The organism is Leptospira paudalimensis, assembly GCF_026151345.1.
Lineage (GTDB): Bacteria > Spirochaetota > Leptospiria > Leptospirales > Leptospiraceae > Leptospira_A > Leptospira_A paudalimensis.
On the sequence record NZ_JAMQPR010000001.1, the window covers coordinates 1653004 to 1677970 of the forward strand.

Annotated in this window: 24 protein-coding genes; 9 read left to right on the top strand and 15 right to left on the bottom strand. The window is 37.9% G+C overall.

What is annotated here, in order from left to right:
* Positions 1–13: 13 nt before the first annotated feature.
* Positions 14–2116, bottom strand: coding sequence for a (Fe-S)-binding protein (locus ND855_RS07675; protein ID WP_265357857.1), 2103 nt, complete (start codon positions 2114–2116; stop codon positions 14–16).
* A gap of 122 nt (positions 2117–2238) precedes the next feature.
* Between ND855_RS07675 and mqnC the strand changes: the two genes are divergently transcribed.
* On the top strand, positions 2239–3342 hold the full coding sequence (mqnC, locus tag ND855_RS07680) for a cyclic dehypoxanthinyl futalosine synthase (protein ID WP_265359360.1): 1104 nt from the start codon (positions 2239–2241) through the stop codon (positions 3340–3342).
* A gap of 183 nt (positions 3343–3525) precedes the next feature.
* On the opposite strand, the gene ND855_RS07685 is transcribed toward mqnC, so the two are convergent.
* The 3 genes from ND855_RS07685 to ND855_RS07695 are packed head-to-tail and all read right to left on the bottom strand — an operon-like array spanning position 3526 to position 6271.
* Positions 3526–4719, bottom strand: a complete 1194-nt coding sequence (locus ND855_RS07685; RefSeq protein ID WP_265357858.1) for a GGDEF domain-containing protein — start codon at positions 4717–4719, stop codon at positions 3526–3528.
* Positions 4720–4776: 57 nt separating this feature from the next.
* On the bottom strand, positions 4777–5592 hold the full coding sequence (locus ND855_RS07690; RefSeq protein WP_265357859.1) for a GerMN domain-containing protein: 816 nt from the start codon (positions 5590–5592) through the stop codon (positions 4777–4779).
* A gap of 34 nt (positions 5593–5626) precedes the next feature.
* Positions 5627–6271, bottom strand: a complete 645-nt coding sequence (locus ND855_RS07695) for an HAD family hydrolase (protein ID WP_265357860.1) — start codon at positions 6269–6271, stop codon at positions 5627–5629.
* Between the two features lie 82 nt (positions 6272–6353).
* On the opposite strand from ND855_RS07695, the gene ND855_RS07700 reads away from it, so the two are divergent.
* The 3 genes from ND855_RS07700 to ND855_RS07710 are packed head-to-tail and all read left to right on the top strand — an operon-like array spanning position 6354 to position 9216.
* Entirely contained in the window at positions 6354–7562 is a 1209-nt protein-coding gene (locus tag ND855_RS07700; RefSeq protein ID WP_265357861.1) for a KamA family radical SAM protein, read from the top strand.
* Entirely contained in the window at positions 7559–8551 is a 993-nt protein-coding gene (locus tag ND855_RS07705) for a D-alanine--D-alanine ligase family protein (protein WP_265357862.1), read from the top strand. The genes ND855_RS07700 and ND855_RS07705 overlap by 4 nt, the downstream gene beginning before the upstream one ends.
* On the top strand, positions 8548–9216 hold the full coding sequence (locus ND855_RS07710) for an iron-containing redox enzyme family protein (protein WP_265357863.1): 669 nt from the start codon (positions 8548–8550) through the stop codon (positions 9214–9216). Before ND855_RS07705 ends, ND855_RS07710 begins: the two co-directional genes overlap by 4 nt.
* Here ND855_RS07710 and ND855_RS07715 read toward each other — a convergent pair.
* The 4 genes from ND855_RS07715 to bfr are packed head-to-tail and all read right to left on the bottom strand — an operon-like array spanning position 9213 to position 12325.
* The gene (locus ND855_RS07715) at positions 9213–9551 is read right to left on the bottom strand and encodes a DCC1-like thiol-disulfide oxidoreductase family protein (RefSeq protein ID WP_265357864.1); all 339 of its coding nucleotides are present in this window, start codon (positions 9549–9551) and stop codon (positions 9213–9215) included. The genes ND855_RS07710 and ND855_RS07715 overlap by 4 nt on opposite strands.
* A gap of 1 nt (position 9552) precedes the next feature.
* A complete protein-coding gene (locus ND855_RS07720) occupies positions 9553–10722 on the bottom strand; it encodes an acetylglutamate kinase (protein WP_265357865.1) in 1170 nt (389 codons plus the stop codon).
* Entirely contained in the window at positions 10719–11912 is a 1194-nt protein-coding gene (locus tag ND855_RS07725) for a THUMP domain-containing class I SAM-dependent RNA methyltransferase (RefSeq protein ID WP_407658742.1), read from the bottom strand. Before ND855_RS07725 ends, ND855_RS07720 begins: the two co-directional genes overlap by 4 nt.
* Positions 11849–12325, bottom strand: coding sequence for a bacterioferritin (gene bfr, locus ND855_RS07730; protein ID WP_108959277.1), 477 nt, complete (start codon positions 12323–12325; stop codon positions 11849–11851). Before bfr ends, ND855_RS07725 begins: the two co-directional genes overlap by 64 nt.
* Before the next feature lie 78 nt (positions 12326–12403).
* On the opposite strand from bfr, the gene ND855_RS07735 reads away from it, so the two are divergent.
* The 4 genes from ND855_RS07735 to ND855_RS07750 are packed head-to-tail and all read left to right on the top strand — an operon-like array spanning position 12404 to position 16360.
* Complete coding sequence (locus ND855_RS07735; protein WP_265357867.1) at positions 12404–13504, top strand: thiolase family protein; 1101 nt, start codon at positions 12404–12406, stop codon at positions 13502–13504.
* Positions 13504–14565: a lipopolysaccharide heptosyltransferase II gene (waaF, locus tag ND855_RS07740; protein ID WP_265357868.1), complete on the top strand. Its 1062-nt coding sequence runs from the start codon at positions 13504–13506 to the stop codon at positions 14563–14565. The genes ND855_RS07735 and waaF overlap by 1 nt, the downstream gene beginning before the upstream one ends.
* Positions 14562–15881: an aminopeptidase P N-terminal domain-containing protein gene (locus tag ND855_RS07745; RefSeq protein ID WP_265357869.1), complete on the top strand. Its 1320-nt coding sequence runs from the start codon at positions 14562–14564 to the stop codon at positions 15879–15881. Before waaF ends, ND855_RS07745 begins: the two co-directional genes overlap by 4 nt.
* Before the next feature lie 17 nt (positions 15882–15898).
* Positions 15899–16360, top strand: a complete 462-nt coding sequence (locus ND855_RS07750; RefSeq protein WP_265357870.1) for a MarR family winged helix-turn-helix transcriptional regulator — start codon at positions 15899–15901, stop codon at positions 16358–16360.
* A 4-nt stretch (positions 16361–16364) separates the two neighbouring features.
* Here ND855_RS07750 and ND855_RS07755 read toward each other — a convergent pair whose 3' ends face one another.
* From ND855_RS07755 to ND855_RS07765, 3 genes are all read right to left on the bottom strand, one after another.
* A complete protein-coding gene (locus tag ND855_RS07755) occupies positions 16365–17123 on the bottom strand; it encodes an enoyl-CoA hydratase/isomerase family protein (protein WP_265357871.1) in 759 nt (252 codons plus the stop codon).
* Between the two features lie 64 nt (positions 17124–17187).
* On the bottom strand, positions 17188–18369 hold the full coding sequence (locus tag ND855_RS07760; protein WP_265357872.1) for a M20 metallopeptidase family protein: 1182 nt from the start codon (positions 18367–18369) through the stop codon (positions 17188–17190).
* Positions 18366–19925 carry a TolC family protein gene (locus ND855_RS07765; RefSeq protein WP_265359361.1) on the bottom strand — a complete coding sequence of 520 codons (1560 nt, stop codon included), beginning with the start codon at positions 19923–19925 and terminating at the stop codon, positions 18366–18368. The genes ND855_RS07760 and ND855_RS07765 overlap by 4 nt, the downstream gene beginning before the upstream one ends.
* Positions 19926–20166: 241 nt before the next feature.
* Here ND855_RS07765 and ND855_RS07770 point away from each other — a divergent pair, with 241 nt between their 5' ends.
* A complete protein-coding gene (locus tag ND855_RS07770) occupies positions 20167–22239 on the top strand; it encodes a thioredoxin domain-containing protein (RefSeq protein WP_265357873.1) in 2073 nt (690 codons plus the stop codon).
* On the opposite strand, the gene rsfS is transcribed toward ND855_RS07770, so the two are convergent.
* Genes rsfS through ND855_RS07790 form a run of 4 tightly spaced genes read right to left on the bottom strand, consistent with a single transcriptional unit; the run spans position 22226 to position 24967 of the window.
* Positions 22226–22591 (bottom strand): ribosome silencing factor, encoded by a 366-nt coding sequence (gene rsfS / locus ND855_RS07775; RefSeq protein WP_265357874.1) that lies wholly within the window; start codon positions 22589–22591, stop codon positions 22226–22228. The two genes, ND855_RS07770 and rsfS, sit on opposite strands and share 14 nt — an antisense overlap.
* Position 22592: 1 nt before the next feature.
* On the bottom strand, positions 22593–23750 hold the full coding sequence (locus ND855_RS07780) for a LytR C-terminal domain-containing protein (protein ID WP_265357875.1): 1158 nt from the start codon (positions 23748–23750) through the stop codon (positions 22593–22595).
* Positions 23751–24353, bottom strand: a complete 603-nt coding sequence (yqeK, locus tag ND855_RS07785; protein ID WP_265357876.1) for a bis(5'-nucleosyl)-tetraphosphatase (symmetrical) YqeK — start codon at positions 24351–24353, stop codon at positions 23751–23753. It abuts the gene before it with no gap.
* Positions 24350–24967 (bottom strand): nicotinate-nicotinamide nucleotide adenylyltransferase, encoded by a 618-nt coding sequence (locus ND855_RS07790; protein ID WP_265357877.1) that lies wholly within the window; start codon positions 24965–24967, stop codon positions 24350–24352. The genes yqeK and ND855_RS07790 overlap by 4 nt, the downstream gene beginning before the upstream one ends.

Sequence of the window (24967 nt, forward strand, 5' to 3'; positions counted from 1 at the left end):
CCCTTTTTAATTGTTAGTCGATGTTTTCTGCGACTAGTTCCGCAATGTCTTTTACTTTTACGGAATCAATTTTTTCCGCAGCTTTGACACCATCTGTAATCATTGTGATACAGAATGGACAAGCAGTAGCGATGGTAGTAGCACCTGTATCGAGGAGTTGTCCTGTACGTTTGCTATTGACACGCATACTTTCTGGGTTGGATTCATCCACGTGTTCTTCCATCCAGTACTGTGCACCACCCGCACCACAACATAGCCCCTTGGAGTGATGGTCGACTGCTTCTTCAATTTTTCCACCGGATACTTTTTTCACAACATCACGAGGGTTATCGTAATTATTGTTATAACGTCCGATGTAACATGAGTCATGGTAAGTATACTTTCCAGTGTTTGCATCATCAGCCACTTTTACATCGATTTTACCTTCTTTGGAAAGTTGGTTGATGTATTCCGAGTGGTGGATGACTTCGAAGTTTCCACCAAATTGTGGGTATTCGTTTTTGATGGTGTTATAACAATGTGGACAAGCAGTTACGATTTTTTTGATTCCGTATCCGTTGATCGTGTCCACGTTTGTTTGTGCTAGTGTTTGGTAGAGATATTCGTTACCACCACGGCGAGCAGAGTCTCCCGAACATCCTTCTTCTGTTCCAAGGATACCAAAGTTAACATCTGCTTTTTGCATGATTTTTACGAAGTCACGAGAGATCTTTTTGTTTCTTTCATCAAAAGCACCCGCACAACCTACCCAATAGAGTACATCTACGTTTTTGTCTTCTGCTTCCGAAAGAACTTTTACACCAAGCCCCTCAGCCCAGTCAGCTCGAGTGTGTGCACCAACACCCCATGGATTGGAATTGTTTTCCATGTTAGTGAATGCTTTTTGGAGTTCTGGACTCATTTTGGATTCTGCAAGAACTAAGTGACGGCGCATTTCAATGATAGCATTTACTTGGTTGTTTCCAACAGGGCATGCTTCTACGCACGCATAACAAGTTGTACATCCCCAAAGAGCTTCTTCACTGAGGCCTTCGTGTGAATTGATCACTCCCGTATCAAGCGCTGCAACTGCTTCTGCTGCTTCTTCTGGAGTTTTACCAGCACGTGCAGCTGCCACTTCCGGCATTTTTTCCAACATCTGGTGTTTGAGTTCCACGATGATGGCTTTTGGATTTAGTACTTTTCCAGTCCTGTTGGCAGGGCATTCCACTTGGCAACGACCACATTCAATACACGACATACCGTCGAGTAGGTTTGGCCAAGGGAAGTCTTCCACTCGGTTGGATCCCCAAACTGCATTTTCATCATCCAAATGAAGTTTTGATAGTTGTCCTTTTGGAGTGTCAGTTGCTAGGAAGTAGTTAAATGGAGCAAAAATTAAGTGAGCATGTTTCGAGGTAGGAACATACAACATAAAAGAGAATACAGTGATGATGTGACCCCACCACATGATTTGGAAAACGATATCTGCAGAAGAGTTTGCCACTCCCACTGATTCCCAAAGTTTTCCAATCGCACCATCAATGAATCCAGCATGTGTATAATAAGTTGCTGCAACCGTTTTGGCACCATTTCCTAGTAAGGTGGTGACCATAAGAGTGGCAATCATGCTGATGACGATGGCAGAAGCAGGTGAGTGAACATCAAGACCTTTGGCTTTTTTGATCCAACGTCTCCAAGCAAAAAACCCAAGACCAGTTAACACTAAAATGGATACGTAGTTGACTGCTTGTTCGTAAATATGGTTAGCTGCTTCACCAAATAGGAAATTAGGAAGTGCAAATTGGTAAGGATCTTCCATTGCATATCCGAATACTCCTGCGATCATTTGGCTTGTTGTATGGATTGTATAAACAATAAATCCATAAAAAACAAACGCGTGCATGATCCCACGTACTGGTTCACGGAAGTTCTTTTTTTGTAAGATTACGTTTACGAAAAAACTTTTTAAACGGAATCCGATGTTTAGGTTCTTTTTTGCATCTTCATTAAAAAATGCAGGACGACCGTTGAAGATCAATCCGAGCCTGTAAAGGATAGCGCGGACAAACACTACGTTTGCCACGACGAAAAAAGCTGTGAATAATAGGTGAAAGAGAATTCTTCCGATATCCATTTATATTTATGCCCTTAAGGTGTTTGGTATTTCCTAGGATTTCTATAGAAAAATCAATGTCCAGGAAAATTCGGTTTTTACAGGGATATGTCAGAAGATTTCCTGTCCAAGTAGGTAGAGATATGAACTTGTCCTCTTTTTCCCTGAACCCAAATGACCCAGCCGATGTTGTCCTACTCAAAGCAGTGGATGGCAAACGAATCTCTCCCAGTGAGGCTCTCGTATTGTACAAGGAAGGAGACTTTCTAAAAATCCAGATGGTAGCCCGGTACCTTCGGGAGAAGGTTAGGCCCCATATGGAAGCCAGTTATACCATGTTTCGGGTGGTGAATTATACCAATTATTGCAATGTAGAGTGCAGTTTTTGTTCCTTTATGGATGAAATTGGAAATGGAAAAGGTTACGTTCTCTCCAAAGAGGACATCTTACAAAAGATGGACTACGCGGTAGAAGAAGGTGCTGACCAAATGTTCTTACAAGGAGGGGTTTATCCTGAACTTCCTTTTGATTATTATTTGGATGTGATTCGCACTGTGAAGGCAAAGTATCCTAAGATGCACATTCGTGCGTTTTCACCCGTGGAAGTGATCAATTTAGAAACCATTACAGGAAAACCGTTGCGGGAAGTGTTACAAATCCTAAAGGAAGCTGGTCTTGACTCTGTTCCTGGGGCCGGTGCAGAAATCCTTACGGAAAGGATGCGCCAAATCATCTCTCCGAAAAAAGCCTCAGTAGCGGAATGGGTTCGAGCGATGGAAACCTGTCATGAAGTGGGTCTGAGAGGCTCTGCCAATATTGTTTTTGGTTCGGAAGAAACAGAAGAGGAAGTCATCGAACATTTGCAAGTGGTACGTGATTTACAAGACAGAACTGGTGGATTTTTGTCCTTTATCCCTTGGACCTTCCAACCACAGACCAAACGATTTAAGGTAAGACCTGTTCCAACACACGAATACCTAAAAGTTCTCGGAATTTGCAGAATCTTCCTCGATAATATTCCTCATATCGAAACATCCGTAATGGTTCTTGGTAAAGGTGTGGGCCAACTTGCTTTGTATTCGGGAGCGGATGATATCTCCTCTGTAGTGATCGAAGAAAATGTCCTCAGGTCGTATGGATTAAAAACAGAAAAGGAAGCGAGGAAGTTTTTGCAAGAAGGGGGATTTCGTCCTGTCCGCAGAAACCTCGATTATGAAGACGTCAGTTCTCCACTAGAACTTGTATGAATTCAGTCGGATTTGAAGTTCCAACACCGTAGACGAATGTAAGGATACCAACTTAGTTTAAAAAAAAAGATGGGGATCTTTCCCCATCTCCTAAGTTTTACACCTTATCCGTAATGGACATAAACTGAGAATCAGTCTCATTTGTAAAGCTAGAATCGTATCCTAATTCCGTCGATCATTTTTTTACATTTCTAGGAGTGTGATTCGGTTTCGGCCTTCATTTTTGGAGGTGTAAAGAGCCGTATCAATTTTATGGTAGAGTTCATCAAAACTGGGATCATCTTCTGGATGGAATAGAGTTCCACCAATGGAAACAGTTAGGGTGAGGGATTCGTTCGGGTCGTTGTAGATGGGAATTTGTAATTCTTCCATTTTTTCCCGAATGGATTCTGTTAAGGTATGGAGTCCCTCTTTATCGATGGGAGAAACTAACAAACAAAACTCATCTCCCCCAATCCTTGCGGCAATGTCTGTAATACGAGTTCTGGATTTTAACGTTTTGGCAAAAGCTTGGATAGCAATGTCACCTTGTTTGTGTCCATAACGATCGTTAATGGTTTTAAGTTTGTCCAAATCCAATATCACAAGACCAATCACAAATCCTTCACGGTGTGATCTTTTTTTATACAGATCAAATTGTTCTAATAGATGCCTTCTGTTAAAAAGTTCTGTCATCGAATCTACACGAGACAAATCTTCAATTTTCTGGTTGATACGAAGGAGTTTACCCACTGTTATGTGGAGTTTTTCTTTGACCCGATACTCTTCAAATCTCCAGTAATTGATGAGAAAGTTTGCAACAATCCCGAAGGCTAACAAAAAGGAAACAATGAGAACATCTTGGTAGAAAAAATACCTATCAAATCCTTGGATGCGGGAAAAATTTAAATGAAGAGGGATAAAAATGGAAATATAAATCAAAGAGAGGATACAGATTCGAATTGGTTCTAACCAGAGTAATATTGAAGCTCCGGCAATCACGATTGCTGAACCGAATAAATAATAAGCATGGTTAGGATTATCAAAAACCATCATCGGGATATAAAGAGTTACAAGTCCAATGAGAACAAGACTTGTGATTCCTAGGATTTGTTTTTGGTATCGTTTGATTCCTCTTTTTGCTAAGAGGTAAACGGAAAAACAAATTGCAAGGGATGAAATTCTAAAAAATGCGATCCAAAAACTAGCTTCCTTTGTTCTCACAAGTGAGTCCACAAAGAGTAATGAGATGATGGATGTGACCGCAGTCATCACACTGAATATTTGTAAGGAAGAAGCAATATCATCTAAATTTGTGGAGATAAAGTCTGGGTGGTAGGGGCGTAAAAATAATTTACGCAAAACAAAACCGTATCGTTTGAATGTATACCTACGCATGGTGGAAACCAATCTTGAGAATACAGTTTGTCGTTTCGTTGTAAACCATTTAGTGGGTTAGAACAAAATCACTTTTCGTTGTGTTTTTGCTAAAACATCAGGTAAGGACATACCATCACTACCCAAACTGCGGATCCTCTCTCCATTTGAATATAGTACAACTCCTTGGATTCCGAAATTCCCTACATAGGTAAAAGTAATTTGGTCCAATCGGTCTTTTAAGATTTCCATACTGCCACCAGAACTCAATTCTTCCGAAATGGAAATGTGTAAAATCCCATTCTCCAAACGATAGTTTGGTTCCATTCGGATTTTTTTGGTAAGTGCAGAAAGCACACCTTTCGATTTTTCTGTTGCTGTGGGGCCTTTAGTGAGTTCTTGGAATAAAAATACAATTGGATCCCCGCCAGGAAATTCGCGGGTGAGTTTTACAAGTTGGGATTGGCTATTTTTACCAGAACCATAAAACTTGAGAAAGTACACAGGAAGGTAACCAGGTTCAGCACTGATTCTTTTTCCTGCACCAGGGAACCTGTCTTCTGGCAGAGTGATTTCGGGAATGGTTTCATCGACTACCTTTGTTGGTTTGGTAGACTTTGTATTTGTGGGGTAGGAATGGTTGAAGACTTCTTCTTCCCAATTTAAATCATCTTCAAAGGTTTCACTTTGGAAAGGGTCCACTGGTTCGGCAAATTTTGTTTTTTCTGTTTGTTTTCCGATATTACGAAAACCTTGTTTCGGAAAAAAATTTCCTGAAACTTTCGGATCAAAGCCCATAGACTTTTCAATGAGAACGAGTACAAAGAAGATCCCGCCAAGGAAATAGCGTAATGATTTCCATTTGTCTTCTTGGATTTGGGGATGTACCGCCACACTATCAATGTCGGAATTCTATTGATTTTCGAATTTAAAAAAATTGTTTTAAATTCGTTAAATCGTCGAATTTCCAATCAAAATCTGGGATTTCGCCTGGAACTCCATGACCATAGGTGCAAAAACCAAAAGGGCATCCATTTTGCCTTGCCGCCTCCCAGTCACTGAACCGATCTCCAATCATTGCAATGGAATTTGGTTCTAAACTGTATTTGCGTACATACTCTGCTAAAATTTCACCTTTGGTGTGGATGGTCTCTTGGTTGATCACAACAATCGGTTCGAAGTATTGTAATACGCCTGCTGTATCGAGAACGGTTTCGATATAAGGTTTTCGACCATTAGATGCGCAAGTGATGGTATAGCCTTTTTCTTTGAGATAATGAATGGTAGAACCTACACCAGCGTAAAAATCCCCACCACCACTGCGGATGGAATCACATAGTAAATCTAAAACCCTGGCTGAAATTGAATCTCGTTCGGATTCTGGTAAGGAAGGGAGAAGGTTTGCAAAAATAGTCCGCACTGGTTTTCCAATTTCATTGATGATCTGATCGTGTGTGGGCAGGGACGTAATTTTTCCCGTTTTCTTTGCAAACTCTTCGATTGCCTGCACATACGTCTTAAAGATTATGGATTCTGAGGAAAATAAGGTCCCGTCGACATCGAAGGCGACCATACGGATTTCCCCCAAGCGGTTTTCTTGCATTACCACCAGAAAAGAATTTGGTGGTCTGTTGGCAAGTAAGGAATAAAATCTTATGCTCGTGCAAAACAGTTTATCAGAAGTTCTTCGGGCCAGAGAAGAATTGTTTTCCAGGACAATTTGGACTGATCCCACATCACAGTTGCAAAACCGAGTGAAAGGGGAGGAACTTTCTCGTTATTTTTTACTCACTGAATCAGAACGGATTGGGATCCAACAAACCATCCGATTACTTGTTTCAACCACTCCTTATTATCTATCTTTATCTGATCCCTCTGACCCAAACTGTCCCATTCGAAGGATGATTGTTCCCACTGCGGATGAAGCAGTATTTTCTTTAGAAGAAAGTTCCGATCCATTGGATGAGGAACGGCTAAGCCCTGTTCGTGGGCTCACTCATATGTATCCGAATCGAGTCCTTCTGTTCTCAAACCATTCGTGCAGTGTGTACTGTCGCCATTGTATGCGAGGTAGAAAGGTATCTTCCAATGGGGAAAGGATGGAAAAGGCAGATTTAGAAAAGGCATTTGAATACATACGAAACCATCCTGAAATCGAAGATGTAGTGATTAGTGGGGGAGACCCATTGAATCTTGCAGATGCAAGGCTTGAGTGGATCTTACATGAGCTGAATCAAATTCCACATGTACGAATTTGTAGACTCGGGACAAGAAATCCGGTTACTTTGCCATTTCGCATAACAGATGAATTGTGTAAAATCATTGAAAGGTATAATGACGACAATTTATCAATATTCTGTCATACGCAATTCAATCATCCAAAGGAATGTACAAAGGAATCTAAGGATGCCATATTACGTCTGTTAAAAGTTGGAGTGTCAGTTGGGAATCAGGCAGTTTTACTCAAAGGCATCAATGATGATGAAGAAATAATGCTCACACTTCATAAAAAGTTATTGGAAATGCGTGTTCGTGCGTATTATCTATATGACCCAGAACTCATTCCTGGTTCGCGGGGGTTTCGTACTCCACTTGCTCGTGGGATCGAAATCGTTGAATATATGCGTGGAAAAATTGGCGGAATGGGTATTCCTCATTTTGTGAATGATCTTCCAGGTGGTGGTGGCAAAATTACAATAGGTGCCAATTGGTATTTAGGTTATTATCCAAAAACTAGACAACATGCCTTCCGTTCAGCAGTGACTAAAAAAATACATTTTTCATTTGAGCCAGTTGGTTCAGACAAAGAATCTTACTATCCAATACTTTCAGAAGTCGATTGGGAGAAATTCCAAGCCGAATGAAAACCGTCATTCTTGCATGTGATATTTACAATCCGGACCATCCGAAACGTTCCCAAGAATGGGAATCGGAAGAAACCATATCGTATATGGAAAAAACAATTGTTTCCTTAGGGTATGATGTTGTGTCACTTTCGGATGCAAAAGAAATTACATCTGTTCTTTCCAATATTCCAAAGGGTAACAGGGAAAATTGGATCGTGTGGAATCTTGTGGAAGGTTATACTTCTGCCTCAAGAGAAGCATATATACCTGCGTTATGCGAATATTTAGGAATTGCGCATACTGGGAGTTCTGCGGCAGTGCAATCTATTACTTTGGATAAATACAAAACCAAAGTTTTTTTGCGTTCGATGGGAATCCAAGTCACAGATTCAGAACTACTGACAGAATTTCAAACAAAACCAAAACTCCAATTTCCTGTATTTGTGAAACCCAATGGAGAAGGATCGAGTTTGGGAATTTCGGAAGCGAATACGATCCGTGACCTGAGAGAATGGGAGATTCAGATTCCCATGTTTCTAAAGGAACATTTTCCGCTTTTAGTGGAACCATTTTTATCAGGAAGGGAACTGACGGTTGGTGTGATTGGAAATTTGAATCACTACCAAGTTTTACCCATGGCCTATGTGGATACTCCTACAGGGATATACCATGAAGGAATCAAATCAAAATCTGAATTTTTGGAATCTTTGGATTTTGAAGTTCCCATTACCCTCCAAAAAGAATTAGAATCCACTTCTTTGAAGATTGCAAAATTACTCGGAAGTTCAGGTTATATCAGAATCGATTTTAAGTTGGAACGAGAAATACCTTATTGTTTGGAAGTGAATGCTACACCTGGTTTTTCTAAGATTTATTCCACCTTGCCAATGTTATGGGAAAAAGCTGGGAAATCATATTCGGAATTATTAGAATTATGTATCAATTTGGGTTTTGAGGAATACCAAACTCATCCGCGTTACCAGTATGGAAAGGACCAAAACGTATGAATCTCATAGGAATGTTAAAAAGGGAAGTGGAAACACATTCTGTTTTACAAGCGAAGTGGCTAAAAGAAAGAAATATTAAAATGAGTTTTGATGATTTATTACTTTGGCTGAGCCAAGAATACTTTGTATCGATTGGTTTTGTCGATTGGTTTTTGTTAGTTGCTGCCAATACACGAGACCAAAAAGCCAAAATAGTCCTTGTAGAAAATATTTGGGAAGAGTTGGGAGAAGGTAAAATTTCCGAGACACATGTATCGATACTAACAAATTTTTTAGAACAACTTGGTTTCGATTTTTCAAAGCATCAAATTTTACCTGAAACCAAAACCTATTTAGAGAAAATGAAATCGGTAATTGATTTAGGATTTTATTATGGATTAGGTGCTCTTGGACCTGCCAACGAATACTTACTCAAATTGGAGTATTCACAGATTGCGAACTCATACCAACAATTGAAAAAAGAATTCAATTTGCCAGAAGGAAAGTTTTTTCAAGTGAATTTAGATGCCGACGAAGGTCATAGCAAACGTTTGTTTGATTTGATTGAAACTGTTTGTTTAACAGATGAATCTAAAAAACAAGTGATGGAAGGGAACCGATTGGCTTTGGATGCAAGAGAAGATTTTTATTTAGGTTTGTCTCGTTTGGATGAAGGAAAACATTAACCAAGTGATTTTTTGAATTTTTTTAGAAGGAACATCACAAACATTCCTAAGAAAGGAATGAGTGGCAAATATAGAATCCAAACAAAATACCGAACGATTCGTACATTCCATAACAAAACTCGAACTCCAAAAAAACCTGGAAAACGGTTTCCATCCTGGATGATTTGTACTTCTCCTTTGCATTTATCCCTTGTTAGTTGCGGATGGATTTTCTTTAACCACTCTTCAGACAAAGAATGGTAAGAAAGGATTTCAATTGGTTGGATGGATCGATTTTGCAAAGAATGGGCTAATCGAGTACAAAAGGAACATTCTCCATCATAAATTAATTTCATTTTATGGTTCTGATGGTGGATTTGGTAGACCAAAGTCTTCTGGTTGGGATTTCAAAAGAGATATGATTCCAGGGATAAGTGTTTGGTCCACACCGAGCCAATAATAATACCAAGAATTGTCTTTTTCAATTCCTTGTGCGATTGACATATACCATTTATTGATTGTATTATCTGGTTTACTCCGCCAAAAAAGAGGACTACAATGTTCTAAAATTTGGTCCCAAATGTCTCGGCCAACACCTGCACCACGTGCCACGCCATTCACAGCAAATTTTGAAAGTAAATAACCATATTCAGTTTTTTGCATCCAGGCACAGGCACGATAGGATTCTTCCAAAAATAAGACATCAAACTTACTTTGAAAAAAATCCGGTTTTAGTTTTTTCCCAAATGATTCTTCAATCAAACGAAAGAGACGCACCATATCCACTCCATCAGTGGATTCAAACTTATTGATTTTGTTTTTTCGTTTAACTAGTGTTCCACTTCCTTTGACTGTAAAAAGTTCTGTTAAAAGTGTGAAAGGTGATGTGAGAACAATACTGAATTTTGGATCTTCTATTTTGGAAAGCAATGCCTCTGAAAGTTGGATGAATTCTTTTTGGCTTTCGGTAATAGTCACTCCACTGGGAAGAGGAAAGGTATTTTCCATTTGTAAAATTGATTTCACTTTTCCAGAGTTTGGATCTTTGAATGGACCATCGATGGATACATAGATCACCTTTGAGGAATGTAAAATTGCCCTACATCGATCTAAGACGGATTCAAGTTTTTCAATTTCATCGTTCCAAAGTAGGATGGGGATTTTTTTCTTTTGAATAGAAGTTTTAACCGATTCACGAAGAGGTTCATCTCTTGCGATGATTTCATAAGAAAATCCTAATGTCTTTTCATCGTTAGGGTTGGAGCCCATTTGTTCGAGTGGGAAAAAAACTTTTAAGTATTGAAAACTATCTTCTTCTAGAACAACAAAAGGAAACAAATCCAATTGGTAGAGGAGTTTTAAGTCTGAAAATAAAGCTTCGGAACTTTCAAAGATGGTTTCGGAATCAGCATATAGAATGGCAAAAGATTCGGGAGAAAGGGATTGGAATTCTTTTATGAAAAGTAGGCCATCTCTTGGATCTCTTGTGATTTCAAAAACACGACTTAAAATGTCCTTTGACTTCATTTCCCCCCTCTTAATTCATAATCTACGATTTTTGCCTTTAAATTTGCATGTTTGAGTGTGATGTGTTTGTTTTCCTTTAAACCAAATTTTCCAAGGAGGGAAAAATCAGCACATAACACTGTAAACTTCCAGCCACCAAATTCATTTTTTAAAACTCGGCCAAATTGAAAGTACATCTCACGTAGATCTTCCATGGGTTTTCCGATACGGTCACCATAAGGAGGGTTTGTGACCAAATGACCTTGGGAACCAAATGTATTTTTTAATGTTAAACAGTCTGCAACTTCAAACTTGATAAAATCTTCCACTCCTGCTTCATAGGCATTTTCTTTAGCGATGCGAATTGCCTCAGGGTCTATGTCAAATCCAAACAAATGTGGAGAGGTTGGACTTTCCTTTTTTCGTTCTGAGAATACATAGGTAGGAAATAAGGTTTGGAAAATAGGGGATTCTGCAAAAAGAAATCGATTAATTTCACCAAACAGGCGTTCTCTGAGTGCAGCTTCAATAAGAACTGTACCTGATCCGCACATTGGGTCAACTAAAGTTTCCCCTTCCTTCCAATCGGACATTTCAAGCATTGCTTGAGCAATGGGTTCTCTCACAGGGGCATTTCCTGCATGGAGTCTGTAACCTCGTCGTCCGACAGGATCGCCAGATAATGAAAGTTCGACGCTAAATCGATCCGTATGTGACCTGACAACAATGGTAATGTCGGCTAAACGTTTTTCAATTTCGGGTAGAGGGACTTTTTTGGCACGGAGTCTGTCAAGGATTGCATCTTTTGTACGATGCATCGTGAATTCAGAATTTTTTAATTTATCTTTGGTTTCCGCATCAATACGAAAACTCACATTGGGTCCAATGTATTTTTCCCATGGGATCTCGGATGTTTTGGTATAAAATTCGTCGTAGTTTTGTGCATTTTCATGAAGGAGTTGCAAATTCACACGAGAGGCAAATTTGGTATGGATGGCAAATTGGATCACATCCTCTTTTTTGCCTGAGAAAAAAATTCCACCACGATTCTGATTGCTGATTTTAAGATGAAAGGATTGGATTTCCGTTTCCAAAAGCGGAGAAAGTCCTTCTCCGCAAATGGCATGATAGGTGGGATGTGTAGGTTTTATTCCGAATCTCCTAATTTTTGAGCCAAATAGTTTTGTAAACCAATGGATTCTATGAGCGATACTTGAGTCTCAATCCAATCAATGTGTTCTTCTTCCGAGACAAGAATTTTCTCCAAAAGTTCTCTTGTTCCATTGTCTTTACTTGCCACACATATATCAATCCCACGGTTCAATCGTTCTACAGCATTGTATTCCAATTGTAAGTCATGTTGTAACATCTCGGGAACTGTTTGGCCTACATTGATTTTCATGTATTTTTGTAAGTCAGGGATACCATCAAAATAGAGAATACGCTCCATGATTTCGTCAGCATGTTTCATTTCTTCGATGGATTCTTTTCTGAGATACTCGGCAAGTTCCATGTATCCCCAGTTTTTGCATAATTTTGCGTGTATGAAATACTGATTGATGGCTGTGAGTTCCGCAGATAGAACTTCTGCTAATATGTCGATTACTTCTTTTTTTCCCTTCATATGGGTAACCTCAAATTCTCGGTTCAATTGGAAAGATAATTGGTTTTCATAGAATAGGCAAGCGGAAACTATATTCGAATGAAGAAAGTTTACATTCACAATCCATCAATGAGTGTATTTGGTAAACACAAAGGATCACAACTCGATTTGTCCTCTGTTACCGCAAAACAATCTGTACATGAGTTTCAATCTCACAAAATTCAATTCATCATTTATGCAAGTTTTTCACCTGATTCTTATAACCAGGAATTTCACCTTTCAGCAAAAATTGCTGCCAGGTTAGGACTAAAAGATCTTTATTCCATTCGAATGGAAACTGCATCTTCTTCCGGTGCGGCAGCCTTCCAGTTGGGAGTGAATTTGATTCTCAGTGGTCGGTTTGATCATGGTCTTGTGATCGCAACAGAACTCATGTCACAACTGAACCGAGAAGAAAGTAATTTATTGTTAGGTTCTGTCCTCTCCGATTCACAACGGAAACTAGGAATGTCAATGGCACAAGGTGGTGCCATGATCACAAACCAATACCTACATCAGTATGGGTACGAGGCCGAGGATTTGTTTGCCATCGCGAAAAAACTACATGACAATGGGTTACAAAATCCAAAGGCACATATCAAAAAAAATCTAACCCTGGAAGAATACAAAAACCAACCTAAGATTTCAAGCCCACTTGGGCTTTATGATATCTCTCCCTTATCTGATGGATCAGCAGCTCTCATCTTATCCAAGGATCCTAGTTCGGTTTCTGTCAGAGGAATGGGTTCTGGTTTGTCTCCTTTCCTATCTAGTGCTGAGCCCAGTTTTTTAGCCAATCGGATTGCCTTTGCCAAGGCCTATGAAGAGGCAGGAGTGGGGCCAAATGACATCCATTTTGCGGAGTTACACGATGCATTTACTCCATTTGAGCTTGTAGGTGCCGAAGATGCAGGATTTTTCAAACGGGGAGAGGCCTTATTCCAGGTAAAAGCTGGTCTCACTCACCCAAAGGGCAAATTACCGATCAATGCTTCCGGTGGGCTTAAATCCCGGGGTCACCCCGTCGGAGCATCGGGACTTGCTCAAATTGTGGAACTTTGTAGGTTCTTTTCTGAATGGCCTGAAAAGCGGTTGGCAGTAGCACAAAGTATAGGTGGACTAGCTACAAACAACTTTGTGTCGATATTAGAAAGAGTCTGATGCCTGAAAAAATCCTCATCATCCAAACCGCTTTCCTTGGCGATTTAATCCTCTCCACCTCCTTTTTTCACGCGGTGAAAATGGAACACAAGGAAAGTGAAATCCATGTGTTAGTGAATTTAGGAACGGAATCTGTATTAGATCATAATCCTGATATAACGCATGTTTGGTGTCTAGATAAAAAGAAGATCAAAAAGAATCCATTTTTTTTCTTAAAGTTCATCCAAAAATTAAGAAAAGAAAAGTTTGATAAAGTATATTCTCCCCATTTTTCCTATCGTTCTAGTTTGATTTCTTTTTTCACAAAGGCTCCCATTCGGATTGGTTACAAAGAATCTGGATTTTCTTTTTTGCATACCAAGTTGGTCCAAAGACCAAAACAAGGACCACATGAGGTGGAAAAATTATTTTCACTTTTATTTGAACCGTATGATTTCCCAACTGGAAGAGAAAGAAGGCCCTATTTATATCCTAGCGAGGAAGACGAATCTTCCTATCTTTCCAAACGGACAAAACTTCTCAAAAACGAAACCGGTTACATTTTAATTGCTCCCTCTTCTTTATGGGAAACCAAACGAATGCCTGAAGAAAAATTTGTGAGTGTCATCACACAAATTTTGAGAAAAAGAAATGAATCAGTCATTCTCGTAGGAAGTAAGGCAGATGTAGAGATCCAAGATCATATTTTTCGTATGATGAAAACAGAACCTTTGGAAATCAAAGAAAGAGAGAGGTTACTTTCTTTAGTAGGCCAAACAAGTTTAAAAGAACTTATGGTATGGATTCAAAATGCAACAGCCATCATTTCCAATGATTCAAGTCCCATTCATTTTGCTTCTGCATTCAATACACCAACGGTTATGATCTACGGTGCAACAATCCCAGAATTTGGTTATGGAAGTTTGTCAGACAAACACCGAATTTTGCAAGTGAATGGTCTAAACTGTAGACCTTGTGGAATTCATGGTGGAAGGATTTGTCCTGAAGGTCATTTCCGTTGTATGTTAGACCAAAACCCCGTTCGCATATTTGAAGCACTTGAGGAAGTGATTAAAACATGAAACAACCGCAATTAAAATCCAAAGAATATGATGCTGTTACGTATCAAAAAAGAATCTCTAAAGTTCAAAAAAAATTAAAAAATGGAGAAATCCTGATTCTTTTTGCGGCAAATCATAAAATTCGTAACCGTGATGTTGAATATAAGTTTAGACAAAACTCAGATTTTTATTATCTAACAGGGATTAAAGAAGAAGATTCAATATTGATATTAACATCCGAAACTGTTGGAATGTTTTGTTTGCCAAAGGACAAAGAGAGAGAGATTTGGACAGGGATTCGCTTGGGAAAAGACAAAATCAAATCCATGTTAGGTTTGAATTTTGTTTATGACTTAAATGATTGGGACAAACAAAAATCTGCAATTTTATTAGGAAATCATACTTTATATTATTTTTTTGGTGAAAACCCCGAGAGAGACCGCGAACTATTATTAGAATGTAAAAATTTATCGGAAAGGGCAAGGGAAGGAAAATTTGGACCACATCGAATTGAACATCCCAATTTTTTACATGAAGAACGTCTCACCAAATCAAAAGAAGAAATTCAAATTTTAAAAAATGCAGCCGAAATTACCAAACTTGGGCATATGCGAATCATGCGAGAAAGTAAACCTGGTATGTACGAATATGAACTGGAAGCCTTACTCGAACAAGAATACTTAAAGTATGGCTCCATTGGAGGAGGGTATGGACATATTGTAGCATCTGGTAAAAATGCATGTATTTTACATTATGTAAACAATGATGACAAACTCTTGGATGGAGATTTGGTTCTCGTTGATTCTGGTGCTGAATGGAATTATTATACGGCTGACGTAACTCGCGTTTTCCCTGTCGGTAAAAAATTTTCCGAATCACAAAAGATGATATATGAAGTAGTTTTGTATGCACAAAAAAATGCAATCCAACATTCAGTTGCAGGTATTCCATTCAATGAAGTCCATGAAAAAACAGTTCGATTTTTATCAGACTGCCTTAGGGAAATGGGATTTTTAACAGGGAACCTGGATGAAATTTTAGAAAAAGAAACCTACAAGAAGTTTTATATGCATCGCACGGGACATTATTTGGGAATGGATGTACATGATGTGGGAAGGTACTTTTTAGAAGGTAAATCAAGGCCTTTAAAAGACGGTCAAGTTGTCACTGTAGAACCAGGATTGTATTTTGATCCAAAGGATGAATCGATTCCAAAAGAGTTTCGTGGGATCGGGATCCGTATTGAAGATGACATTCTCATCAATGGCAAAACTCCTATCAACTTAACGGAATCCATTCCAAAGGAAATTTCAGAAATCGAAGCTCTGAAAGCGTAACGATTTTATTTCGGATCATGCCAAGAGAACTTCCAAAACGGTTTCGCTCCGTTCGTTATTTTGATCGTATTAGTTCAGAAATTGCTGATATTGTTCGCATCGAAATGGAGAAGTTAGGTTATCCAGGTCTCACTACCTCTCATTTTGAAATATTAACGTTTTTGATTCGAACATCGAAACCTATCAATATGACCCAAATCGCCAAAACAATTGAAAAGACAAAACCAACGTGTACGGTCCTCGTGAATCGATTGGTGAAAGAAGGCCTTGTGGATCGAAATCCGTCTCCTAGTGATGGAAGGGAATGGGCAATTTTACTTTCAAGGGATGGAAAAAAAATTCGGAAAAAAATCGTAACCATTTCCGCAAAATTATTATCCCTTCAAACTTGGGGGATTTCAAAAGAAAACGAGGATATTTTATACCCTATCCTCGATGAAATTTATAAACACATCCGAGACCGAAAGGGAATCGTTTGAATGTTTAGGATGTAAACACAGGCCTTCTGACTTCAACTGAGGCTGAGATGCCTTCTTTTGCGTCAGGTGATTGGATACTTGCAATCGTATTTTTTACATCTTCTTTTACCAGATCAAGTAAAGGTTTGTGAACACTTAAAATTCCTTTTTTTGTATCTCTCATTGCTGAGAAGGAATTTTTTTTCAGTTTGGTTTGTAAAGACTTCGACTTCTTTTTCAAATCATCTTCTGTTTCTGAAATTTCTTCAAATAAGGTAGGATACTCCTTTGCTTTAAAAGCATCACCGAGTAACACATGACGTTTTGCTAAATCATAACCAACGGCTTCCCCCATCAGTGCATATACAAAAGAAGGTACTTGGATTCCAATTTTCACTTCAGGTAATCCAAAACGAATGTCTGAAGTGGCAAAACGATAATCACAAACTAGAGCAAGCATCGCACCATACCCTAACGCATGCCCTGAAACTTCCGCAATGGTAGGCATCGGTAATTGGTAAATTTCAGTGAGGTTGTGATAAAATAGTTCTAAAAATGGAGCAAGATCTTTTGACATATCCATTGAACTAACAGTTGTCAAGTCTAGACCTAATGAAAAAGATCCTGCAGAAGTACTTCTTAAAACTACAACCTTTGCTTTTGAATCTTTTGCTTGTTGGATTGATTGTTTTAATGCCAAAAAAGACTCATTGGAAAAGCTGTTCTTGTCATTAATCCCAAGTTGAATGATTCCGATTCCATCATTCAGTTCAAAACTTATCATATTTCCCTCGAATTGGTTAGATATCTAACTAATAACGAAATGGGATATAAAAGCAAGGAGAAATTTATGAAAAATCTTGGAGGTAAGTGTGAATGACTTCCTTCATAACGGCAAGGCCAATGGGAAGTGCATCTTCGTCAAAATCGAAAAAGGAACTATGATGAGGATGGATAAAACCTTTTTTCTCATTTCTAGACCCGATGAAAAAATAACAGCCAGGTTTTTGCATCAAAAAAGCAGAAAAATCCTCTCCACCCATGGTACGAGTATTTTCTTCCGTTAGACAATTATCACCCAGAACTGACTTGGCAGCTTTTCGGACGACATCAGCCATCACTGGGTCATTGATCGTTGGTTTGTCAATTCGTTTGTAATCCAAACGAATTTTGGCTCCAAAACCAGAACCTACTTGTTCTACCAATTGTTTCATTCGTTCCGGGATCATGTCGTAAACAGATTTTGAATAGGTACGAACCGTTCCGTGTAAAACTGCAGTTTCGGGAATTACATTAAATGCATTCCCAGAATGGAAGGATCCCACTGTCACAACACAAGGTTCCAAAGGATCTACATTCCTTGAAACTAAAGTTTGTAAGGCGGTAACTAAATGACTACCAACAAGAATTGGATCTACAGTGTGTTGTGGCATCGCTCCGTGTCCAGAGGTACCTTCAACGGTAATTTTGAATTCGTCAACGGAAGCCATCATGGTTCCATTCACAACTCCCACTTTTCCTAAATCAATATGGTTCCAAACATGGAGTGCAAAAACAGAATCAACATTGTATCTTTCTAAGATGCCGGATTCAATCATTCTATCAGCACCAGATCCACCTTCTTCTGCTGGTTGGAAACAGAGTAGAACTCTGCCTTTCGGTACAAAACTTGAAAAATCTTTTTTTAGATCAGAAGCTAACGCGAGTAAGATACTTGTATGCCCATCATGTCCACAGGCATGCATTTTCCCTTCATTTTTACTTTTATAATTGTGAACATTTTCTTCATGGATAGGTAGGGCATCCATGTCTGCACGTACCAAAATGGTTTTTCCTGGTTTTCCAGAATCAAACAATGCAACAAGACCAGTTTCCGCAATTCCTTCTTCGACAGTAAAACCTAAGGATTCTAAATGTTTTTTTGCAAAACTTGCAGTCTCTTTTTCTTCATATTTGAGTTCTGGATTTTGATGGAAGGTACGGCGGTACAATACCATTTCATCTTTTCTATGTGTTGGAAACGATTTCATAATTTATCTGTTTCGATTTTAGCTCGTTTTTCTACTTCTTCCAAAATGGAATACAAATCTAAACCATACTTTTCAAATAGAGAATTTTTAGCTAATTCGTAACGAACTAAGTTGATATTAAAATTAATTTTGGCTTGGGTGACAGCAAGTTCCGTATTGGCCAAACTATCAAGAGCATTTTTGACATTTACAGCTGTATATCGGCCTTGTCTAAAACGTTCCATGAGTCCGTTATAAAATGTTTCGGTTTCCTTTTTTGTTTTTTGTAAGTCTTTGAGCAGAGCATGACTTGCAATCAATGCTTCATGTCGAATTGCCATTTCTTGTTCAATTTCTTGTTCTAAGTTTTGAATCTTGAGTTCATTGATTTTTAAATTAGTTTCGGCATCTCGAATGGCTGCTTTGATTCCCAAATCCCATAATGGATATGACATTTTTAATTCTGCTGTCACTTGAGGATACATAAAGGAAGTAACTCCACGTTGTCTTGCTATGAAGTTTTCTTGTGGAGATAAAAAGTTTTGTCCAATCGAACTATAAGAAACAGTTGCCAAAAGAGAAGGATCATCTTCAGCCAATGCAGTATTTAATGCCAGTTTTGCGATTTCTCTTTCTCTTTTTAGGATTAAATAATCAGTTCTATGTGCTAATGCATACTCAACATCAGCTTTTATATTAATATTTGTTGGTAAAGTTTCACTTAAATCGGTAACACCTTCAATAGAAGAAGATGTATCAACATTTAGAATGCGAATCAAATTTCTTTCTGCTTCAATCCGATCCACTTTTGCTTTTTCAAGTAATGACTGTGTTTTGAGGTAAGCTTGGTTCCATTGGTTTACTTCGAAACCTTCAGAAAGTCCTAGTCCAGTTTTTCGAAGTGTTAATTTCCGTATTTCCTCAGTATTTTTTGAAACTTTTTCATACGTTGCAATGCGGGAATCAACGATACTCAAAGACCAATAATCAACAAGGATTTTGACGACAAGTTGAGTTAAGATATTAATGTAATTTTCCCTGACAAGGAGGGTTTGATTTTTTAATAACTTCTCTTTTTCTTCTTCGTTTTTACCAAAACTATACTTTAGAAGTTCTTGTGAAAGAGTCGCAGAAATTGCGCCTGTATACATTGGAGGGGCAGCAAGTAAACTTGCAAATCCCGACGTAGAAGAATCTGGGTTTTCAAATGCGTTTACGTCAAAACGAATGGTGCTGATTTCTGTTTTAAAATAAGTTCCAGTTTTGAATTGTTTTTCAATCCCCGCAGAGATTTTATCTTGTGAACGAATTGTTCCTGCAAAGATGTTATTTCTGTTACTTGGGAATAATTGTTTTGCAGATTGGATACTGGCTAGTGCCCTCCAAGAATACTTGGATTCATTTTTCCATTCTGGGCTGTCCGCCTTGACAATTTCTAATTTTGCATTTTGTACAATTGTATTGTTTTCAATGACTTGTTCAATTGCTTGGGAAATCGACAATCTTAGTTTTTTTGGACCTGGCCCTTGCAGAGGTTCCGGAACTACATCACCATTTTCCCACTGGGCTAGTTGCATCCGTTTGATGTCGTCATCAAAGTCGGAATCTGCTAAAACTGGGAAAGTTAGAAGACTCAAAGATATTAACCAGCTGGTCAACTTTTGAGATTTTGTGAGAAAACGTTTGGGGATAAAATTTTGTCTTTTCAATGGAAACTTTTTAAACCCCTTACAGAGACAAGATGAAAAAATCAATGTTGTCAATCAACCGAAAATGTAAAAAGCTTGGTCTGGAAAGCTTCTTTTCTGGGAGAACATTGTGGCAAATTTGTCTAAAAAACCGAATCGTTTGGTTCATGAAAAAAGTCCTTATTTGTTACAACATGCACACAACCCAGTAGATTGGTTTCCATGGGGTCCGGAAGCCTTCGAAAAAGCAGTTAAGGAAGACAAAGTCATCCTATTATCCATTGGTTATTCCACTTGCCACTGGTGCCATGTGATGGAACGCGAATCCTTCGAAGATGAATCCACAGCAGAAGTTTTAAACCGAGATTTTGTATGCATCAAGTTAGACAGAGAAGAACGTCCCGACATAGATAAAATTTATATGGATGCATTACATGCGATGGGTACCCAAGGCGGATGGCCTCTCAATATGTTTTTGACTCCAGAAAAAGAACCCATCCTTGGGGGAACTTACTTCCCACCTGAAAACAAGTATGGGAAACGAAGTTTTAAAGAAGTCCTAAAACTTGTAATCCAGGCTTGGACCCACCAGAAAGGGGAACTTTTACAAGCAGCGAAGGACCTTACGATTTACTTAAAAGAGAATGAAACACGAACCAATGCTGGACAAGTTCCTGAAAAACAAATTCTCACACAAAATTTCAATCGATACATCCAAGTATACGATAAGGATTATTTTGGTTTCAAAACAAATTCTGTTAATAAATTTCCGCCGAGTATGGCACTTAGTTTTTTACTCGATTATTACATGATTGAAAAAGACAATCGTGCTTTGGAAATGGCATTTAATACATCGTATGCCATGAAATCGGGTGGAATTTACGATCAAGTTGGCGGAGGAATTTGTCGTTATGCGACAGACAACGAATGGTTGGTTCCGCATTTTGAAAAAATGTTGTACGACAACTCTTTGTTTGTCGAAAGTTTGGCAAAACTATACCGAATCACAAACGAAACTTTCTTTTTAGAAACGATACAAGAGATCATCTCTTATATCGAGAGGGATATGCGCCTGAATGTAGGTGGAATCGCTAGTGCAGAGGATGCAGACTCTGAAGGAGAAGAAGGTAAATTTTATGTTTGGAAAGAAAATGAAATCAAATCCTTAGTTTCCGATGAAGAAATCCTGAATTTCTGGAATGTAACGGAAGAAGGAAATTTCGAACACAATCAAAATATACTCCATGTTTATTTTAAAGGAAAAAACCCCTTCCTTGACGGAATCCAATTCAAAAACGATTTTAAAGAACGGATACAGAAAACAAAAGAGGTTTTATTAGAAAGTAGGAACACAAGAATTCGTCCGTTACGTGATGATAAAATTTTAACATCATGGAATTGTTTGTGGATCCGTGCCTTACTTGCAAGTTACGAAGTGACTGGTGAAACCAAATACCTAAACCAAGCAAAAGAAATTTACCAATTCATTCTTACGTATTTGGTCAAAGAAGATGGCTCCGTTTTACGAAGATTTCGAGATGGGGAAACCAAATACTTCGGAACTTTATCCGATTATTCTGAGTTGATTTGGGTATGTCTTCGTTTATTTCAGTTAGATGGTGGCATCCATTACTTCGATAAAGGAATTCAAATTTGGGAATACTTAGAGAAATATTTTTTATCAAATGTGGGACCATATTACGAATCCTATGAGGGGAATGAAGACTTAATTGTACGTACGATTGAAGGTTACGACGGTGTGGAACCTTCCGGAAATTCTACAATCTTACATTGTTTCTATTTTTTAAATTCTTTGGGTTATTTAAATGGAAAATTGGAAACCAAAGCAAATTCTATCTTCTCTTATTTTTTACCAGAACTCACTCAAAACTCACTCAGTTATCCTTCCATGGTTTCCGCATTTCTAAAATTCCAAACTCCATCGAAAGAAGTTCTCGTGGTTTACAAAAACCAATCAGAAGACATTGTCAAAAACATTCGAATGCAATTAAGCCAAATCAAAGATCCGGCTCTTGTTTGGTGTGTCCTCAGTGAGGAAGAATGTCGTTCTTTGGAAAACAGATTGGGTCTGTTACAAGGAAGAGATGCGGGTAATGGAATTCGTTATTACGTTTGTCAAAATTTCCATTGTGAATTGCCAAAAGACAATTGGGAAGAAACCTTACAACTTATATCGCAATAAGAGAAGCATCTCCCCAAAGTCTATCCAGTGAATAATAAGTTCTCATTTCATCTGTCATGATGTGTACACAAATTTCGCCATAATCGAGAAGGATCCAACCAGTAGCATCCTTCGGTAAATCAGTCAAATTTTGCCGTTTGACTGCTAGTTTTAAGGGTTTCATATACTTATCGATATCTTTCGCACAAGATCTTCCTTGTGTTTCTGTTTTCACAGTGGCGATGACAAATAATGATAAATAAGAATGAACGTCTTTGAGATCAAGAAATTGAATATTTTCGCATTTTTTATCAATTAACGTTTGTTTGATTTTTTTAAGATGTTCTAAAGTTTCTGAACTGATATTTGGCATTTTAATCCTTGGAATTTTGAAAGTCTTCTCCGAGTATAACAGTGGCATCAAGGCCTAAGTCTTTTCGTAACGAAAAGAATACCTTTCTACCCTGAAATGTTTCAGAAATTAAATCTGTATATTGTGTGTTTCCAGAACGATTTAAAATCACTGTGGATTTAAAATTCGAATCCCAAGCATTGTCAACGGTGAGAACTTTCAGACCTTTATCATTGAGTAATACTTTTCCATATCTGGCAAGTCCATTTTTTGCAGTTCCATTGAGTACTTCAATTCTTGCTCTTTCCCCTTCGCCAAAACTTGGAGACCTAAGTTCTCCGGAAAATTTATAAAATGCTACCTTTATGGTTTCTTCGTTAGCTTTTAAGATTTGGTCTTTGTATTTGGGACGTAACACTGGTTCTCCTGGAACTTCAGATACTCCAAATTGGATTTTTTCCTTTTTTAAAAAATCTACCAAAGTTTCCCATTCTTTTGAAGATAGGTTTGTTGTCATTTGGCCATGTAAATAGGTGAGTTTTTGTTTACTCAAGGTATCTCGTTTTTCATGGATGGTTTCGAAAAGAGTTAACATCACAGTCTCTTGGATTTCTAATCTTCGAAAGTATGAGATCATTGAATCATCAGAAAGTGAACTCATCCAATCAAAACAATCTTCACCGTCTAAAACATATGATTCTTTGTTTCGATTATAATTTTTAGTGATATGTAACGACTTTGGTTCAAAAAATAATTGTAATCCACCAAGCAAGTTCACCCAATTTTGAAACTGTTCCTTGGTCCATACAATCTTAAACGGAATGTTGGAATCCAAAGTATCCTCTAATACAGATTCAACATAAGAGGGAGCAGAACTACCTTTTTCTTTTAATGACTTTTCTCCATCATCAAAACTAGTTTTAGGATTCACAAAAAATAGAGCAGCCTTTCTTTCGTTAGGATAAAATTCAGCATACAAGGAAAACAGGTATTCGTCTTTATCACCCAGAACTGAAAATAAAATGGGCATTCGTTTGCTTTGTGAAAATTTTTGATCTAAGGAAAACCCAGTTTTTGACCTTAAAATTAAAAACAAAATCGCAAATATAAAAAAGGTACCTGCTATGATGAGAAGTGTTTTTGCTGGTATCGTTTGTTTTTCTTTTGTTTCACGTAACATTTATAAAATTTCCTTTAATGATAACAATGATTGGTTATAAGTTAAAAAAGTATGTGTATGAATGATTTCTTTTTTTTCCATTAGAAATGTGATCGTTTGGAATGCTTTCATAAAAATGCCAAAATCCAAGTTTTCTTTTGTTTTTTGAAACCAATCATCTAACTCTGTTTTCCTATGGCAATAATCTGATCCTAAAAAATCTGCGGCATAAAGGATCTGATCCAATAGCGAGGGGTTAGGATTTCCTAAGGTATGATTTTGGATGGCGGATTGGATTTCCTTGTCATAAAAATCGTAATTTTTTTTAAGGAATAGGGGAGCCGAATAAGCATGTAAGGCTTGGAAGGGAATTCCGTCTGTTTCTAAATTAAATTCAGAGAACAAACTTTGATGGACATCCATTTTTTTTTGTTTGGTGGTATCATGGCATAATCCTGCCAAATAGGCTTTATCCGGATCTTCATATCCATGAATCAAAGCTAATTCTTTTGCATAGAATGCCACTCGTAAAATATGTTGCCATCTAGTCTCGGTAACATGATTTGGAATTTCTTTTTGGAAAAATTGTATCCATTCCTTTACTTCTGTGGGAGTGAGATTCATTTTTTATCTCCTCCGAAAGATTTCCTTTTTTGAAGATAAGAATCCAGTAAGGATTTTGTTTGGGGTAAAATCGAATTTATTTGCCACTCATGTTTTGGTTGGTTTCTGATTTCAGTACTACTCATTTTGACAATTGGGTTATTTAAAACCAATAATTGTTCCTCATCTATGAAGTTTGGGATCAAAATTGAATTTGGATATTCTGTATTTCGTCTTACGATGATTAGTTTTTGTATTTTCTTTAGTATTTGTTCGTACGATTTCCATTGGTTAAAATTTTGTAAATTGTCTTCACCGATAACAAGGGAAATGGAACCATCCTTTTCTAAGGATTGTAAACTCGTTAAGGTATCGATTGTGAAACTCGTAGTATCTTTTTTGATCTCTTCATCCCATAAGATTACATTATCTGATAAAAATTCCTGGAATTCTGATAAGCATAAGGACCAAATTTCTCCCTTAGAAAATTTTATTTCATTCAATTTAAACGGAGATAAAAAATTCGGACAGATATAAATTTTGGATTCGGGGAACTGTTTTATTAGGGAAGAGATCACATGTCTATGACCAATGTGTGGGGGATTAAAACTTCCACCAAACAATACCACATCCAT